Annotated in this window: 14 protein-coding genes; 9 read left to right on the forward strand and 5 right to left on the reverse strand. The window is 69.7% G+C overall.

Features of this window, described 5'->3' with window-relative positions; translation table 11 throughout:
* Positions 1-2: 2 nt before the first annotated feature.
* Positions 3-644 carry a ThuA domain-containing protein gene (locus AAHM41_RS05765; protein ID WP_342235567.1) on the forward strand — a complete coding sequence of 214 codons (642 nt, stop codon included), beginning with the start codon at positions 3-5 and terminating at the stop codon, positions 642-644.
* A complete protein-coding gene (locus tag AAHM41_RS05770; protein WP_342235568.1) occupies positions 641-2542 on the forward strand; it encodes a DUF2264 domain-containing protein in 1902 nt (633 codons plus the stop codon). Before AAHM41_RS05765 ends, AAHM41_RS05770 begins: the two co-directional genes overlap by 4 nt.
* Before the next feature lie 246 nt (positions 2543-2788).
* Here AAHM41_RS05770 and mdoH read toward each other — a convergent pair whose 3' ends face one another.
* From mdoH to AAHM41_RS05790, 4 genes are all read right to left on the reverse strand, one after another.
* Positions 2789-4870: a glucans biosynthesis glucosyltransferase MdoH gene (gene mdoH, locus AAHM41_RS05775; protein ID WP_342235569.1), complete on the reverse strand. Its 2082-nt coding sequence runs from the start codon at positions 4868-4870 to the stop codon at positions 2789-2791.
* 22 nt (positions 4871-4892) lie between these two features.
* Positions 4893-5381: a hypothetical protein gene (locus AAHM41_RS05780; RefSeq protein WP_342235570.1), complete on the reverse strand. Its 489-nt coding sequence runs from the start codon at positions 5379-5381 to the stop codon at positions 4893-4895.
* Between the two features lie 20 nt (positions 5382-5401).
* Entirely contained in the window at positions 5402-6934 is a 1533-nt protein-coding gene (locus AAHM41_RS05785; RefSeq protein WP_342235571.1) for a glucan biosynthesis protein, read from the reverse strand.
* Positions 6935-7267: 333 nt separating this feature from the next.
* Positions 7268-8926: a sulfatase-like hydrolase/transferase gene (locus AAHM41_RS05790; RefSeq protein WP_342235572.1), complete on the reverse strand. Its 1659-nt coding sequence runs from the start codon at positions 8924-8926 to the stop codon at positions 7268-7270.
* A gap of 117 nt (positions 8927-9043) precedes the next feature.
* On the opposite strand from AAHM41_RS05790, the gene AAHM41_RS05795 reads away from it, so the two are divergent.
* Genes AAHM41_RS05795 through AAHM41_RS05805 form a run of 3 tightly spaced genes read left to right on the forward strand, consistent with a single transcriptional unit; the run spans position 9044 to position 12271 of the window.
* Positions 9044-10195, forward strand: coding sequence for a peptidase C39 family protein (locus tag AAHM41_RS05795; protein WP_342235573.1), 1152 nt, complete (start codon positions 9044-9046; stop codon positions 10193-10195).
* A complete protein-coding gene (locus AAHM41_RS05800; RefSeq protein WP_342235574.1) occupies positions 10192-11655 on the forward strand; it encodes a RimK family protein in 1464 nt (487 codons plus the stop codon). The genes AAHM41_RS05795 and AAHM41_RS05800 overlap by 4 nt, the downstream gene beginning before the upstream one ends.
* A 22-nt stretch (positions 11656-11677) precedes the next feature.
* On the forward strand, positions 11678-12271 hold the full coding sequence (locus tag AAHM41_RS05805) for a DUF4893 domain-containing protein (RefSeq protein ID WP_342235575.1): 594 nt from the start codon (positions 11678-11680) through the stop codon (positions 12269-12271).
* An 8-nt stretch (positions 12272-12279) separates the two neighbouring features.
* On the opposite strand, the gene AAHM41_RS05810 is transcribed toward AAHM41_RS05805, so the two are convergent.
* The gene (locus tag AAHM41_RS05810; RefSeq protein WP_342235576.1) at positions 12280-13122 is read right to left on the reverse strand and encodes an AraC family transcriptional regulator; all 843 of its coding nucleotides are present in this window, start codon (positions 13120-13122) and stop codon (positions 12280-12282) included.
* A gap of 163 nt (positions 13123-13285) precedes the next feature.
* Here AAHM41_RS05810 and AAHM41_RS05815 point away from each other — a divergent pair, with 163 nt between their 5' ends.
* The 4 genes from AAHM41_RS05815 to AAHM41_RS05830 all read left to right on the forward strand — a co-directional run.
* Positions 13286-14035 carry an SDR family oxidoreductase gene (locus AAHM41_RS05815; protein ID WP_342235577.1) on the forward strand — a complete coding sequence of 250 codons (750 nt, stop codon included), beginning with the start codon at positions 13286-13288 and terminating at the stop codon, positions 14033-14035.
* Between the two features lie 10 nt (positions 14036-14045).
* Positions 14046-14630, forward strand: a complete 585-nt coding sequence (locus AAHM41_RS05820; protein ID WP_342235578.1) for a hypothetical protein — start codon at positions 14046-14048, stop codon at positions 14628-14630.
* 35 nt (positions 14631-14665) lie between these two features.
* Positions 14666-15862 carry a low temperature requirement protein A gene (locus AAHM41_RS05825; protein WP_342235579.1) on the forward strand — a complete coding sequence of 399 codons (1197 nt, stop codon included), beginning with the start codon at positions 14666-14668 and terminating at the stop codon, positions 15860-15862.
* Positions 15863-15877: 15 nt separating this feature from the next.
* Positions 15878-17280, forward strand: a 1403-nt coding sequence (locus tag AAHM41_RS05830) for a hypothetical protein (protein WP_342235580.1), incomplete at its 3' end; no start/stop codon positions are given.

Genomic DNA, 17280 nt, shown 5'->3' on the forward strand with positions numbered 1-17280 from the left:
CGATGAAACGCGCCATGATCGTCTGGGGCGGTTGGGAGGGGCACGAGCCCGAGCCGGGCGCCGCCTATGTCGCCGCGATGCTGCGGGACGAGGGCTTCGAGGTCCGGGTCGAGGGCGACATCGACGCCTTCGCCGACCCGGCGCTGCGCCAGATGGACCTGATCGTGCCGGTCATCACCCGCGCCGCCATCGCCAAGGCGCCGCTCGACAACCTGCTGGCGGCGATCCAGGCCGGGGCCGGGATCGCCGGCTACCATGGCGGACTGGCCGGGTCGTTCCGCGAGGCGGTGGCCTTCCACTTCATGGCGGGCTGCCAATGGGTGGCGCATCCCGGCGGCATCATCCCGTTCCGGGTCGAGGTCACCCGGCCGGACGACCCGATCATGGAAGGGATCGGCGACTTCGATTACCGGTCGGAGCAGTACTATCTGCATGTCGACCCGATCGTGGAGGTGCTGGCCACCACCACCTTCTCGGGCGAGCACGCCCCCTGGATCGACGGCGTCACCATGCCGGTCGTGTACAAGAAGCGCTACGGCGCCGGGCGGGTGTTCTACACCGCGCTGGGCCATGTGGTACGCGAATTCGAACATCCGCAGATGCGCGAGATCCTGCGCCGCGGCCTGCTCTGGGCATCCCGATGACCGACACTGCCGACTGCATCCGTTCCAATCCGCTGGCCAGCCGGGCCGACATCCAGCGCCTGCTGCGCGATCTGTCCGCGCCGCTCGAAAGCGGCTTCAGCCCGGGCCGCGCCCAGATCCGCCTCGGGCTCGATTCCGCCCATTTCAACCGCAAGGCCCAGTGGTTCGAGGGCTATGCCCGGCCGCTCTGGGGCCTGGCGCCGCTGCATGCCGGCGGCGGCGGCTTCGACTTCTGGGACAAGTTCCGCCAGGGCCTGGCCAGCGGCACCGACCCCGACCACCCGGAATATTGGGAGGCGGTGACCGACCATGACCAGCGCTCGGTCGAGATGGCGGCGCTGGGCTTCGCCCTGGCGCTGGCGCCGGACCGGCTGTGGGACCCGCTGTCGGACACGGCGAAGCGCCGGACGGCCGAGTGGCTGGGCGACATCCAGTCGGTGCAGATGGCCGACAACAACTGGCACTTCTTCCCGGTCATGGCCGGGCTGGGGCTGGAGCGGATCGGCGTCGGCATCGACACCGCCTCACGCGACCGGCATCTGGCCCGGATCGACGCGTTCATCGGCGCCGAGGGCTGGTACGGCGACGGCGAGGGCGGCTGGATCGACCACTACAACGGCTTCGCGCTGCATTTCTACGGCCTGATCTACGCCGCCCATCGGGCGGAGCAGGATCCGGCGCGGGCGCAGGCCTATCGCGACCGCGCCACCGCCTTCGCCCAGGGCTTCCGCCACTGGTTCGGGGCCGACGGCGCGGCGCTGGCGATCGGCCGGTCGCTGACCTACCGCTTCGCCATGGCCGGGTTCTGGGGCGCCTTGGCCTATGCCGGGGTCGAGGCGCTGCCCTGGGGCCAGATCCGCGGCCTCTGGGCCCGGCAGATCCGCTGGTGGATGCAGCAGCCGATCCTCGACGCCGCCGGCCGCCTGCCGGTCGGCTATCGCTGGCCGAACTATCTGATGAGCGAGGAGTACAACTCCCCGGGCTCGCCCTACTGGGCGTTCAAGGCCTTCCTGCCGCTGGCCCTGCCGGACAGCCATCCGTTCTGGACGGCGCGGGAGGAGGATCTCGACGCGCCGGACGGCACCGCCACACTGCGCGGCGCCTCGATGGTGGTGCGGCGCAGCGGTGGCGACGTGGTGGCGCTGCCGGCCGGCCCGGTGCGCATGGAGATGCGCGGCTCGGTCGACAAATACGGCAAGCTCGCCTACTCGTCGCGCTTCGGCCTGGCGGTGGAGGGAGACCGCTGGCTGGCGCATGGCTTCTGCGGCGACAACATCCTGGCGGTCAGCCGCGACGGGCAGGAGTTCCGCAGCCGCGGCGCGCTCACCGCCTCGCGGGTCGGCGAGGGTTGGATCGAGACCGTCTGGCAGCCGATGGCCGGGGTCCGTGTCACCACGCTGCAGGGCTTCGCCGGCGACTGGGAGCTGCGGCTGCACCGGGTCGCCGGCGATGGCCCGATGGCGGTGATCGAGACCGGCCACGCCGTGCCGGCGCACAGCCGCACCCGGGGCAAGCTGAAGCAGGCCTTCGACCTCCGGGTGCCGGGGCCGTCGGGCCTGACCATCGCGGTCGCCGACGGCCACGCCTCCAGCCTGGCCGATCTCGGCGGGCTGCGCCGCGCGGTCGAGGCGGATGTGGCGCCGAACACCCATCTGGTGTTCCCGCAGGCCTCGGTGCCGGCCCTGGTCGGCCGGATCGGCGCCGGCGAGACGCTGCTGGTCACCCTGGTGCGTCCGACCCATGGCCTCGACCCGGCCGCGCTGGCGGCATCGCTGCCCACGGCCGACGACCTGCGCGCCATCGCCGAAGCCGCCGGCTGGAATGCCGCCATCCTCGACTGGGCGACCGTCCCCGGCAGCCTGGAGCTGCGCCATCGCCCGGTCGCCGAGTGGGGATGATTCTCGCCGCATAATACCAAGCACCATAAACAAAGACCGTCATCCCGTGCGCAGCGCAGCATGCAATGATGCGCTGCGCACGGGATCTCTGTGAGATCGTGCCGAGATCCCGTATCTGCGCAGCGGCACTTCGCGCCGCAGCGCGCACGGGATGACGAGTCAATATTTTCGATCCTTGGTATAAGCCGCTGCGTTGCCTCTCCGCTTGCGGGAGAGGCAATAGGTTTGCCTACTGTAGAGTGAAGTTCAGGCCCTCGGTGCGGCCTGCAGGCGGCCGCCGGCCAGGGCGGTCAGGTGCAGCTCGCTCAGGGACCGTGGGTCGAACAGCAGCGCCGTCTTCTCGTCGCGGCTGAGGGCGCCGGTGTTCAGTGTGCCCGGGCCGCCGGCGGTCAGCTTGCGCCGCGCCGCCTCGACCACCTTCGGGTCCTCGCGCCCGGCCTCGGGCGACCCGGTCAGCAGTGTCATGTGGATGGCGTTGGCCAGCGGATCGCGGATCACCATCGCCAGCCCGTCCTCGACCGGCCGGGTGGTGGCTGAGAGCTGCTCGACCAGCGCCGTGGCCTCGACCACGATCTGTGGCTTCTGCCGCTCCTCCGGCGTCACCAGCAGGCCGAGCTTGCGGGCCCAGACCCCGGTCGACTGGCGCGAGGTGATCACCGACAGAGGGATCGACAGCAGCAGGCCGATCACCAGCGGCGACAGCCAGGCCAGCATCGAGGGCGAGATCCACAGCGCCACCACGCCCAGCACGGCGCCGAAGATGGTGTGGCCGCGATGCATCTGCATCGCATCGGCCCAGGTCGTGCCACGGTCGTCGCGCGACTGCGTGCCCCAGCCGGAATCACGGCCGAGGAAGGCCTGCAGCACGAAGCTGGAGTGGAACAGCATCATCACCGGCGCCTGGAAGATCGAGAAGAAGGTCTCGAACAGCAGGCTCAGCAGCGCCCGGAAGGCGCCGCCATAGCCTGCCGCCAGGCGGCGGTCGAACAGCAGCAGGATCCAGCCGAAGATCTTCGGCGCCAGCAGCATCAGGAAGGAGATCACCAAGAGGCGCACCGCCAGCGTCTGGTCCTGCACCGGCCACACCGGGAACAGCGCCTCGCCCTGCGGGAAATAGACCGGGATCTCCAGCTTGTGCTCGAGCGCCGTCAGCATGCCGATGCAGATGAAGATCAACCACAGCGGCGAGGAGACGTAGCTCATCACGCCCATCGCCATGTGCTGGCGCGACAGCGGATGCAGGCCGCGCGCCACCAGGACGCGCAGATGCTGCATATTGCCCTGGCACCAGCGCCGGTCGCGCTTGGCGTGGTCGATCATCGTCGGCGGGCATTCCTCGTAGCTGCCGCCGAGCTCCGGCACCAGCCAGGCGGTCCAGCCGTTGCGCCGGATCAGCGCCGCCTCGACGAAGTCGTGCGACAGGATGTGGCCGCCGAAGGGCGGCCGGCCCGACAGGATCGGCAGGCCGCAGCTCTCGATGAAGGCGCGGGTGCGGATGATCGCGTTGTGGCCCCAGTAATTGCCGTCGCCGAGCTGCCAGAAGGCCAGGCCGGCGCCGACGATCGGGCCGTACAGGGCACCGGCGAATTGCTGCATCCGGGCCCACAACGTGTTGCGGTTCACCACCAGGGGCGGCGCCTGGATGATGCCGGCGCGCGGGTTGGCCTGCATCAGCCGGGCCATGGTGACCAGCGTGTCGCCGGCCATCAGGCTGTCGGCGTCCAGCACCACCATGAAGTCGTAGCGGGCGCCCCAGCGGGTGCAGAAATCGGCGATGTTGCCGGCCTTCTTGGCGACGTTGTGCCGGCGCTTCCGGTAGAAGATCCGGCCGCTGCCCTCGGTGCGGCGGCACAGCGCGCTCCAGCCGATCTCCTCCGCCACCCAGACATCCGGGTTGGTGGTGTCGCTCAGGATGAAGATGTCGAAGGCGCCGAGATGGCCGGTCCGCGCCAGGCTGTCATGGATCGCCTGCAGGTTGGCGTAGATGCCGGTCGTGTCCTCGTTATAGACCGGCATCAGCACGGCGGTACGGGTGCGCAACGGCGCCACCGCGTCCGCCCCCTGCGGCCAGGCCAGGCCGGGCTGGCCCCAGCGCAGCAAGAGGGTCAGGAAGCCGGGCAGGGCGGTCCAGAAGGACAGCGCAATCCAGGAGAAGTTGATGGCGAACATCAACACCAGGGCCAGCTCAAGCCCGGTGACGCCGCCGACCGACAGGAAACGATAGAGGGCGAAGGCGGCCGCCAGGGTCGACAGCGCGGTCGCGCCGAAGACAGCGAGGCGGCGCCAGCGGGCCGCGGAGGCGTAGGACGCCGCTTCGAGTCCGGTCATCGGCTAGAAAGTTGCCTTTCCGTCAGGCCGGGCGCCGTTCGGCGGCCTCGGGCGACCACCAGCCGAAGATGCGCTTCAGCGGCTCGCCGGCCCAAACCGGGTCGAGCGGCTGGTCCAGCATCGGTGTCGGCTTGGCGCGGGGCACCGGCACCGGCGACACCCGGCGCAGGGCCTGTTCCATCGCCTGCGGCAGCGGGTCCTCGGACAGGAAGTGCTCGGGCCAGCGGCGGGCGGCGTCGGTCAGCAGATAGGCGGCGCGGCCGATGGTCAGGATCGCGTCGTCTTCGCGCTCGCTGCGGTTCAGCACCACGGCGAACCAGTCGGCGGTGCGCCGGCGGGCGTGGTCCAGCAGGGCGGGGGCCGGCATCGTCGACGGATCGACGTCGCAGAACGCCGTCTCGATTGCGCCGGACAGCGCGGCCGGATCAGTGAAGCCCAGGCCCTGGAAGAAGGCGATAACGTCGTCTGGCATGTTGATGTTGACCGGGGTGTGCAACCCGACCTGGGACATGGGACGATTCCGATGTGTCGTCAAGGCGTCCATTGGAAACTCCATGTTTCGGTCAAGGCATCGCTGCCCTGCCGTAAGAAGCACCGAAGCTCGGCGGGATCGTCGCCGGCAGGTTTCAAATCGAAGAACGCCCGCCAGCCGCCGAGTTCCGGATTCCGCTGCGCCACGGGGAACTGGATTTCCCCGGCAGAAGCCGTGACCACGGCCTCCAATGTCGCGTCTGGCGGCAGAGAGTCAAGCGCGCCGCCCCGGAAGTCGATCACGAACTTGCGGGTATCGCTGGACTTGCTGTCGCCGCCGGACACGCCACCGGCGCCGGTGCGGGTCGATACCACGGTGCCGCGGTCGCTGCTGACCGGGGGATTCATGCCCCAGTGCAACCGGTAGGACAGCTTCCATTCCTGGCCGGCATCGACCGGCTGCTTCGGCACCCAGAAGGCGACGATGTTGTCGTGGATCTCGGCGTCGGTCGGAATCTCGACCAGCTGCACCACGCCCGGGCCCCAGCCGCTCAGCGGTTCGATCCACAGGCTGGGGCGGCGCTCATACATCGCCTCCAAATCCTGATAGCTGCTGTAGGAGCGCTGGCGCTGCATCAGGCCGAAGCCGCGCGGATTCTCGTCCATGAACGAGCTGATCAGCAGCCGCGACGGGTTGCGCAGCGGCCGCCAGATCCATTCGCCGGCCCCGCTCCACATCGACAGGCCGTCGCTGTCATGCACCTCCGGCCGGAAGTCGTCGAAGGTCCGGTGCTCCTGCGGCCCGTACAGGAACATGCTGGTCAGCGGCGCGATGCCGAACTTCTCGATGGCGTGGCGCGGATACAGCGTCGCCTCGACATCGACCGTGGTGATCTCGCCCGGCTTGATCAGGAAGCTGTAGGCGCCGGTGACGCCGGGGCTGTCGAGCAGGGCGTAGAGCCGGATCTGCTTGGCGTCCGGCGCTGGGGTCTCGACCCAGAACTGGCGGAAGACCGGGAACTCCTCGCCGCGGGTCGATCCGGTGTCGATCGCCAGGCCGCGGGCGGACAGGCCGTAGATGTTCTTGCGGCCCAGGCAGCGGAAGTAGCTGGCGCCGAGGAACACCGCGATCTCGTCCAGGAACTCCGGCCGGTTGATCGCATAATGCAGCCGGAAGCCGGCGAAGCCGAGATGGTCGGGCGGGGTGTCCGGGAACTTGTTGCCGCCCAGGTCGAACAGGTCCTGGCGGTACAGCACCTCGCGCGCTTGGTACCCATCGACCTGGAAAATGTGGACCGGCTTGTCGTAGTAGGCGCCGAGGTGGAAGAAATGCATCTGGAACGGCAGGTTCTCCGGCCGCCACAGCGCCTGCTCGGGCAGGAAGCGGATCGCCCGCAGCTGGTCGTATGTCAGTTGCTTGATCTCGGCCGGCAGGTTTTCGTCCGGCGGCACGAACGGGGCCTGGGACACGGTCTTGGCCCGGTCGATCAGCCAGGTCATGCTGAACGGCGTGGTCTCGCCCAGGCTGGGGGCGGCAAGGGCAGACCGGACGGACGCGAACAGCGAAGACGCCGCCAGCGCGGTCGTGCCCATCAAGATCTGGCGTCTGGTCAGCCCCACATCACCACCGGATTTTTGCACTGCAACATGACGGCACAATCGATCGCGATTGTGGCGGTTCCTGGACAAACATCATCACACGCGACAGCCGCTGCGCCGCGCGGCCCCAACCCCCACAACCCGATTCCCGGCCACGGCGCCTCTGCCTGGCGCCGTCTGCAAGGATCGTCCGATCAACGCTATCTTCGTGATTTTGTTCCGATGTTACCCTAACCGCTTCGTTTGCAGCGCAAAAGCCGGCGAACCCCGGCACAGTGCAGATGCAGCTCTGCATTTTCACAGATTGACACGCGCAATTGGCCGGTTTCACGGAGAGAAGGATCTGGCGAACGCATCCCGGAACGTCGCCATCAGCGCCACCGGTCCGGTTTCCGGGGGATTGAGCCCGTCGACGAAGCCCCAGTCGCGGAACCGGGCCACCAGGTCTGCGTCGCGGCTGAAGACATGCACCGGCACGTCGCGCGGCGTGCCCGGGCCGGTCACGATCGGCGCCGGCTGGTGGTCGCCCAGCACGACCATCAGCGTGTGGTCGCCCATGACTCGGGCGGCGTAGTCCAGCACCGAGCGCAGCGAATAGGCCATGGATTGCCCGTATTGGTCGCGGATCCGGTCCGGGTCGCTCCACACCTCCTCCGGCGTGCCGCCGGTGGCCGGCAGGCCCCGGTACACGCTGCCGTCGCCGATCTTGCCCCAGTCGTCGACCAGGGTCGGCACCGGGGTCCAGGGCGCGTGGCTGGACACCAGCACGACCTCGCTGAACAGCGGCTTTGGCTGCTGTTGCCGCCAGCGGTCATAGGCGGCCAGCGTGTACTGGTCCGGCATCGTCACCCAGCCGAAAGGCGGGCCTGCATAGCCGAGATCGTCGGCGAACAGCGTCTGGTCGAAGCCGAAGAAGCGTTTCGCCTCGGGCTCGCTGCCGGTGATCGCCGGGGCGATCAGCCCGGTGTGGTAGCCGGCCTTGGCGAACAGGCGGGGCAGAGTCATGCGCTTGCCGGTGACCAGCAGGTCGTAGCGCATCTGGTCGTCGATCTGCATGCCGCTCGCCAGCGTCGCATGGGCCAGCCAGGACTGGCCGCCGCGGGTCGGCGAGGCCAGCCAGCCGGAGGCGGTATAGACCCCGGCAGCGGCCAGCTTCGGCGCCATCTCGGCCAGCGCCGCCTTGGGCAGGGCGTCGAAGCGGGGATCCTCCAGCGCGCTGCGGCCGTAGGATTCGAGGAAGACGACGGTGACGTCGGCGCCGCCCAACCCGCCCAACGGCGTCCTGGACACCCCGCCGACCAGCGGATCCACTGCCTCCTCGGCCCGGAACCGGCCCTCCATGAACAGGGCCGGGATCAGGCGGCGAATTTGGTCGGCGACCATGAAGCTGGCGGTGTCGTTCACCGGGCGGGCGTCGCCATAGGCGCCCGGCACGGCCTGGCCGACGGCGAAGACCAGGATGGCCAGCGCCGCCAGGCCGCCGGCGACGCCGCGGCGGCTGGGGGAGGCGGACAGGGCTTGCTGCAGCAGCCGCACCGACCGGGCCGTCGCCCACCAGATGCACCAGCCGGCGACGATCGCCCCCAGGGTGATGCCGATCAGGCCGACGGCGCCGAGCACCCCGGTCGCCAGATGCATGCCGTTGACCAGCAGCAGCCGGTCGACATAGAGGCTGACCGGCCGGCCGAAGGAGATCTGGGTGATGAGGTCGGCCAGCTTGATCGCGGCGACCAGCAGGCCGAGGCCGCCAAGCACGGTGGCGAAGCTGCGCGACCGACGCAGCGGCGGCGCCAGGACCAGGGCGGCGACCAGGATCGCCAGCTCGACCGGGACCGAGGCCAGGCCGTAGACCTGCCAGCCATCGGGGGCCGACGGCACGCCGAGCAGCAGCACCAGCCACAGCAGCGCCACGGCCAGGCGCAGCCCGCCGATCAGCGGTGCGAGTCGGCTGCGGGGACGGGGCAGGGCGGTGTCGCTGGCGGTCATGGCGGCGCACGATGGCACAGCTTCCTGTGGCGGTCGGATGAATTCTCCGCAATCTCCGAATACACCCTGGTGCCGAACCGGTATCGGCGCGATAACCAGATCAAGATCGACCGTGCGATGCCCGACGACAGACCCGCCGCCCCGACCGCAGAGACCATCCGGCTCGCCACGTCCGACGACGTGCCGCGACTGCTGGAGATCGAGTCCCGAGCCTTCGACCATGACCGGCTGAGCCGGCGCAGCTTCCTGCATTTCTTGACCCGCGGCCACGCCGTCTGTCTGGCGGCGGAGGCGGGGGGCCAGCTGCTCGGCTACGCCCTGGTGCTGTTGCGCCGGACCACGGCCCTGGCGCGGCTCTACTCGCTGGCGGTCGACCCGGCGGTGCGCGGCCGTGGCCTCGGCGCCGGTCTGCTGGAGGCGGCAGAACGGGCGGCGCATGACGAAGGCGCCCTGTTCCTGCGCCTCGAGGTGCGGCCGGACAACGCCAAGGCGATCGCGCTCTATGAGTCGCGTGGCTACCGCCACTTCGGGCGCTATCTCGATTTCTACGAGGACCATGCCGATGCGCTGCGCTTCGAGAAGCGGCTGGGCACCCCCAACCAATCGCACGCCGACCAGCCGCAGACCGACCTGCATGTGCCCTATTACGCCCAGACCACCAACTTCACCTGCGGCGCGGCGACGCTGCTGATGGCGCTGAAGGCGCTGGACCCGGAGACGGAGCTGAGTCGGGCGCGCGAGCTACGGCTATGGCGCGAGGCGACGACGATCTACATGACCTCAGGCCATGGCGGCTGCGACCCCTACGGCATGGCGCTGGCGGCGCATGACCGCGGCCTGCGGGCCCGGATCTTCGTCAGCGACGATTCGATCCTGTTCCTCGACGGCGTGCGCAGCCCCGACAAGAAGGCGGTGATGACGGTGGTGCAGGAGGATTTTCGCACCCGATGTGCCCGCCGCCGGATCGAGGTCGAGCACCGTGCCCTCGGATTGCCCGAAATGTGCGCCTTGATCACCGAAGGCGCGATCCCGATCGTGCTGATCAGCTTGTTCCGGGGCTATGGCGAAAAAAATCCGCACTGGGTGGTCGCAAACGGCTTCGACGAGCGTTTCATCTATGTGCACGACCCCTGGGTCGCCGTGACGGAGATGGAGAGCGCCTCGACCAAGGCGAACCTCCCGATCCCGCGCCGGGAGTTCGAGCGCATGGCCCGCTACGGCCGCACCCAACTCAGGGCCGCGGTCGTGCTCAGCAGGAAGGCCCAATGAGCGGTTGGATCATCGTCGTCGACCGCATCGGCGACTTCAAGGGCGACCCGGACGGCCGCCAGCTCATCACCACCCGGGACTATATCGGCCGGCCACAGACGATCAAGGGAGGGGACGCGAAGGTCATCAACCTGTCGCGCTCCACTGCCTACATGACGCGGGGCTACTACGTCTCGCTGCTGGCCGAGGCCCGCGCCCACCGGGTCATTCCGATGGTCGAGACCATCCTCGATCTCGGCCAGAAGACGCTCTACAAGATCGCCCTGCCGGACCTGGAGGACGACCTCAACCGCCGGATCAAGCGGCTGTCGCCGCCGCCGGGCGGCCCGTTCAAGTTGATCATCAGCTTCGGCCGCGCCGACGACGACCGGTTCCAGGATTTCGGCCGCCGGGTGTTCGACTGGTTCCGTGCCCCGATCCTCGAGGTCAAGGTCCGCTTCACCGACCGCTTCCGCATCGCCTCGATCGGCGAGCTGTCGATCTCCGACATCGAGGGCGAGACCGAGGCCTTCTTCTACGAGACGCTCGACCTCTATACCCGCCAGAGCTGGCGCAACCCGAAGGAGAACAAGCCGGCGAAATACACGCTCGCCGTGCTGTTCAACCCGAAGGAGGAATTCGCGCCCTCGACCCAGCGCTCGCTCATGAAGCTCGCCCGCGTGGCCGAGACCATGGACATGGAGGTCGAGCTGATCGAGAAGAAGGACCTGCTGCGCCTGGCCGAATACGACGCGCTGTTCATCCGCGAGACCACGGCGATCGACAACCACACCTTCCGCTTCGCCCGCCGGGCGGAGCAGGAGGGCATGCCGGTGATCGACGACAGCACCTCGATCCTGCGCTGCACCAACAAGGTCTATCTCTACGAGCTCTTGTCCGCGAACAAGATCCCGACGCCGAAGACCGTGGTGGTCGACAGCCTGAAGAACATCGAGCGCGTGGAGGAGGAGTTCGCCTACCCGATCGTGCTGAAGATCCCGGACGGGTCCTTCAGCCGCGGCGTGTTCAAGGCCAATGACCGGCGCGAGCTGGAGCAGATGGCCGAGCAGCTGCTCGACGATTCCGACGTCATCCTGGCGCAGGAGTTCATGCCGACCGACCATGACTGGCGGGTCGGCGTGCTGGACGGCGAGCCGCTGTTCGTCTGCCAGTACATGATGGCGAAGAAGCACTGGCAGATCGTCCGCCACTCCGCCGACGGCAAGGTGGGCTGGGGCAACTTCAAGACCTTCGGCCTCGACGAGGTGCCGCCCGAGGTGCTGGACGTCGCCGTCCGCGCGGCCAAGCTGATCGGCGACGGGCTGTACGGCGTCGACCTGAAGCAGACCGAGAAGGGCGTGTTCGTGATCGAGATCAACGACAACCCCAATCTCGACCATGGCTGCGAGGATCTGGTCGCCAAGGACGATCTGTGGCGGCGGCTCTGCCGCTGGTTCATCGATCGCATCGACGCCGGCTGATCCGGCCTTCGGGGGAGGGGGAATGGCACGTCGCGCATGGCTTCCGCTGGTCCTGGTCCTGGCCGGCGCCTGTCCCGCCTGGGCCGACGGCACGCTTCCGGGCAAGCTGTCGGCCGATGACCGGCAGCGGCTCGAAGCCTTCGATTCCGTGCGCGGCGAGGCGATCGGCGCCGCCCGCGAGAGCGACGACAAGGCGGCGCTGGCCACGCTCGACCAGATCCTGTCCGGCCGGCCGGAGGCTATCCGCGGCGCCACCGACCTGGCCGGCGATTGGCGCTGCCGGGTGGCGAAGCTGGGCGGCAACCTGCCGCTCGTGGTCTATGACTGGTCCCGCTGCCGGATCACCGACGACGCGGCCGGGTTGCGGCTGGAGAAGGTGTCCGGCTCGCAGCGCACCGCCGGCACCTTCTACGACGATGCGAATGCCGAGCGGCTGACCTATGTCGGCGCGCTGTACTACGGCTATGAGGGCAAGCCGAAGCCCTATGGCCGCGACGCGGAGCGCGACCAGGTCGGCTATCTGGTCCGGGTCGGGCGTGACCGGCTGCGGCTCGAATTCCCGTCGCCGCGCTTCGAATCCCAGTTCGACATCATGGAGCTCGAGCGCGCCCGCTGACGGCGCGGTCAGGAATCCTCGCGCCAGCGCCGGCGGAAGTCTCGCGGCGTCAGCCCGACATGGCGCCTGAAGGCGGTGGTCAGGTGGCTGTGGCTGGCGAAGCCGGTCTCCAGCGCGATCGCGGTGATGTCCTGGGCGCTGTTCGCCAGCAGCCAGCGGACCCGGCGCAGCCGCTGGGCGATGACGTACTGCGCCGGGGTGGTGCCGAAGGCGCGCCGGAAGGCGACCAGCAGATTGTGCGGGCTCATGCCGGCGATGGCGGCCAGCTCGTCCAGCGCGATCCGGTCGCCGAGACGGGCGTGGATGTGCTCCTGCAGCCGCTCCCGGGCGCGATCGCTCAGCAGCGGCCCGCGCGGCCCGGGTGCGGCCTCGTCGGCGCGGTAGCGCTGCAGCAGATGCAGCGACAGCGCCTGGCCCAGGCTGGCGCCCAGCAGCTCCGACACGTCGTCGTCCCGGCCGATCAGCCCGGCCAGCCGCTCGACCGCGCGGTACAGGAACTCGTCGCGATGGGCGAAGCGCGGCGCGATCTGGGCGCCCTCCGGTCCCGCCAGCTCGGCCAGCGACCGCGGATCGACATACAGCACGCCGTAGCGGATGATGCCGCCGTGGGCTTGGCTGGCATAGTTGCGGCCGGCCGGCACCACCCAGATGTCGCCGGCGGCGGGCGGGCTCGGCCGGGTGGCAACCCCGTCCAGCTCAGTCTCCAGCTGCCGCATCGGGCCGCCGAGATGGACGATCACGGCGTGCCGCGCCTCGTGCATCCGCCAGCTCGCTGCGGCGCGGATGTCCTCGCGCGTGACCGCCAGCTCGACTGTGCCCCAGCGCCCCTGGATCTCAGTTATCTCCGCCATCGCATCCACCTGCCGGGATCGAGAAAGATAAAATTTTATCGATTCTAGGCCCCGCCGGAGAATTCGCAATCGCCGCGGGCATTGTGGAAGCGCCCGGGATCGGATGCCGGCAAGATCCACCGGTCAGCCGGCGAAACGCCGGCCTGGATCGCAGGAGCATGCCATGACCCCCCTCAAGGACAAGGTCGTCGTCATCGGCGGCGGCGCCAAGAATCTCGGCGGCCTGATCAGCCGCGACCTGGCCTCGGCCGGCGCCCGCATCGTCCTCAACTTCAACAGCAATGGCACCAGGGCCGCGGCCGAGGAGACCGTCGCCGCGGTCAAGGCGGCGGGCGGCGACGCCTTCGCGCTGCAGGGCGACCTGACCAAGGTCGCCGAGGTCGAGCGCCTGTTCGCCGAGGCGAAGTCGCGCTTCGGCCGGGTCGACATCGCCGTCAACACCGCCGGCAAGGTGCTGAAGAAGCCCTTCGTCGAGACCACCGAGGCGGAATACGACGAGATGTTCGCGGTCAATTCCAAGGCCGCCTATTTCTTCATCCGCGAGGCCGGCAAGACGCTGGAGGATGGCGGCCGGATCATCACCATCGTCACCTCGCTGCTGGCCGCCTTCACCGGCCTGTACTCGACCTATGCCGGGGCCAAGGCGCCGGTCGAGCATTTCACCCGCGCGGCCGCCAAGGAGTTCGGGCCCCGCGGCATCTCGGTCAACAATATCGGCCCGGGGCCGATGGACACACCGTTCTTCTACCCGGCGGAGACGCCAGATTCCGTGGCCTATCACACCGCGGCCTCGGCCCTGGGCGGCCTGACGAAGATCGAGAAGATCGTGCCGATCGTCCGCTTCCTGGCGACCGAGGGCGGCTGGATTACCGGCCAGACCCTGTTCGCCAATGGCGGCTACACCACACGCTAGCGGACAGCGGATGGGCGCCGAAGCCCTCGCGGACGCCACGAATGGATGGGCGCTGGCGCCCGTCCTGTTCTGGCTGTTCCGCGAGGGCCGCTTCCTGGCCGACCCGAACGACCTGACCCGGGCCCTGGCCCTGCGCCTGGTCGGGGCTGGCGCGCCGCTGGTGCGGCTGCGCCTATCGCTGCGGGCGGACGGGCCGCGTCTGGCCGGCTGGGCCGCGGTCTGGACCCGCGGGCAGCCGCTCGACCGCGACCGGGTCGCCCAGGCGGGGCTGCAGCGGCTGCCGGCCTATCTCGGCAGCCCGCTGGAGCATCTCGACCGCACCGGCACGGCGTTCCGGCTGCGGCTGGAGCTGGCGGTGCCGCCTTCGGCGCACCCGCTGCTGCACCGCCTGGCGGCACAGGGCGCCACCGACTACCTGGCCCTGCCGATGCCCTTCGCCGACGGGCGGATGGCGTCGCTGGTCGCGGTCACCGACCGCTGCGGCGGCTTCCGCCCGGACGACATCGGCAAGCTCGAGGCGCTGGCCGAAGGGCTGAGCCCGGTGCTGGAGGCCGCCGCCGCACGGCATCTCGCGCGGATCCAAGGTCGGGCATAGGATCTGGAACCATCGGGATTCGGGGGAATCGTCATATGACACAGGCCCGGCCGCGCAGCCTGCTCCGCCCGCGCAAGGCGCATGAGCACGGCAAGGTCACCTTCGTCGAGCTGTTCTTCGACCTGGTCTTCGTCTTCGCCATCACCCAGCTCTCGCACGGGCTCCTGAAGGACTTCACCTTGCTCGGCGCGGCGCACACGGCGCTGCTGTTCCTGGCCGTCTGGTGGGTCTGGATCTACACCTCCTGGGTCACCAACTGGCTCGACCCCGACCGCACGCCGGTGCGCCTGCTGCTGCTGGTGCTGATGCTGGCCGGGCTGGTGCTGTCGACCTCGCTGCCCGAAGCCTTCGCCGAGAAGGGGCTGGGCTTCGCCGGCGCCTATGTCTTCATGCAGGTCGGCCGCAGCCTGTTCACCGCGGCGGCGCTGCGCGGCCACAGCCCCGGCAATTACCGCAACTTCCTGCGCATCACCGCCTGGCTGGTGCTATCCGGCGTGTTCTGGATCGCCGGCGCCTTCGCCGAGGGGGAGGCGCGGCTCGGACTCTGGGCCGGGGCCCTGGCGATCGAGGTCGTCTCGCCCTCGCTCGGCTTCTGGACCCCCGGCCTCGGCCGCTCGACCACCGCCGACTGGGATGTCGAGGGCGGGCACCTCGCCGAGCGCTGCGGCCTGTTCGTGATCATCGCGCTGGGCGAATCCATCCTGGTCACCGGCGCCACCTTCGCCGATCTGGAGCCGGACGCCGCCACCGTCGCCGCCTTCCTGGTGTCCTTCATCGGCAGCGTGGCGATGTGGTGGATCTATTTCGACATCGGCGCCGAGCGCGGCAGCCACCGCATCGCCCATGCCGAGGATCCGGGGCGGCTGGCGCGCATCGCCTACACCTACATCCACCTGCTGATCGTCGCCGGCATCATCGTCGGCGCGGTGGCGGACGAGCTGGTGCTGGCCCATCCCGAGGGCCATGTCGACGGCAAGACCGCGATCGCCCTGCTGGGCGGGCCGGCGCTGTACCTGCTCGGCAACGCGCTGTTCAAATGGTCGACCGCGGGCCGCATCCCGCTGTCGCATCTGGTCGGCCTCGTCCTCCTGGCGCTGCTGGTCCCGGCGGCGGAGGCGCTGTCGCCGCTGCTGCTCTCGGCCGGCGTGGCGCTGGTGCTGATCGTCGTCGCGGTGTGGGAACGGCTGTCGCTTCGCGGCGGACAAGCCCTATCATCGCCCGAGATCGGCTGAGGGGCCTCTCCCACCATGCATCGCCTTCTGGTCCTGTTCGTCCTCCTGCTCGGGCTGGGCGCGTCCGGTTCCGGCCTGGCCCAGGCGCCGGCGCAGCCCGGCCCGGACAAGCTGCGCAGCCTGGCCGAGCTGCTGCAGGACCCGGAGGTCCGCAACTGGCTGCAGGCCCAGGTCGCCGTCCCCGCCGCGGCCCCGGCGGAGGCCGGGCCGGCCGCCGCCCCGGCCATGGGCGCGGGGATGCAGCAGAGCATGGCCGGCGGCATCGAGGCGACGCGCGGCTTCCTGCGCTCGCTGATCGCCGCGGCCCCGACCCTGCCGGCGGAGCTGGCTGCCGCCTGGCGGGTCCTGACCGGGCAGCTGATGGAGCGAGGGCTGGCCTGGACGGTCCTGTCCCTGGCCGTGTTCATCGGCCTCGGCTTCGGGGCCGAGAAGCTCTACTGGTGGCTGTCCGCCAGCTTCCGCCGCCGGCTGATCGGCACCCAGCTCGACACGCTGCACGGCCGGCTGCAGGCGGTGTGGCTGCGCTCGGTCTATGGGCTCGGCCTGATCTTCGCCTTCGCCATCGGCAGCATCGGCGCCTTCCTCCTGTTCGACTGGCCGCCGCTGCTGCAAGAGATCGTGCTGTCCTACCTGCTGCTGGTGCTGGTCGTGCGGGTGACGCTGGTGCTGGGCCGCATCATCCTGGCGCCGGGGGCGGAGAAGTTCCGGCTGGTGCCGATGGCGACGCCGACCGCGCATTTCTGGTTCATCTGGTCGGCGATCCTGGTCGGCTGGTTCTTCTTCGTGCAGTTCACGCTCGGCGTGCTGGCGACGCTGGGGCTGCGGCTGGAGGCCTGGTATCTGGTCGGCCTGGCCTGCGGCGTGGTGCTGCTGGGCCTGACCCTGACCGCGCTGTGGCGCGCCCCGACCCTCGATGGGCGCGACCGGATCGGCCATGGCCACCGGGTCGGCACCTGGCTCCTGACCCTCTACATCGTCGGGATCTGGCTGGCGCTGTTCACCGGCTCGGTCGCGCCGTTCTACGTCGGCATCATCCTGCTGCTGCTGCCGATCGCGATCCGCGGCACCCATCTCGCGGTCAAGCATGTGCTGCGCCCGCCGGGCGCCGCGACCGCGGAGGAGGTGCCCTCGGTGCTGGCGGTGTCGCTGGAGCGTGGCCTGCGCGCGCTCTTGGTAATCGGCGGAGCGCTGCTGATCGCCGGGGTGCTGGGGCTGGACCTCGGCGCCCTGACCACGCGCGACACGCTGACGACAAGGCTGCTGCGCGGCGCCATCAACGCCGCGATCGTGTTCCTGGTGGCGGATTTTGCCTGGCACCTGCTGCGCGCCTGGCTGGACCAGCGCATCGTCGCCGCCAATTCGGCCGGCCGCGGCCCCCGGGGCGCTGGCCCGCGCCCCCCCCCGCGGCGCCCCCCGCG

This window comes from Inquilinus sp. OTU3971, assembly GCF_038440215.1.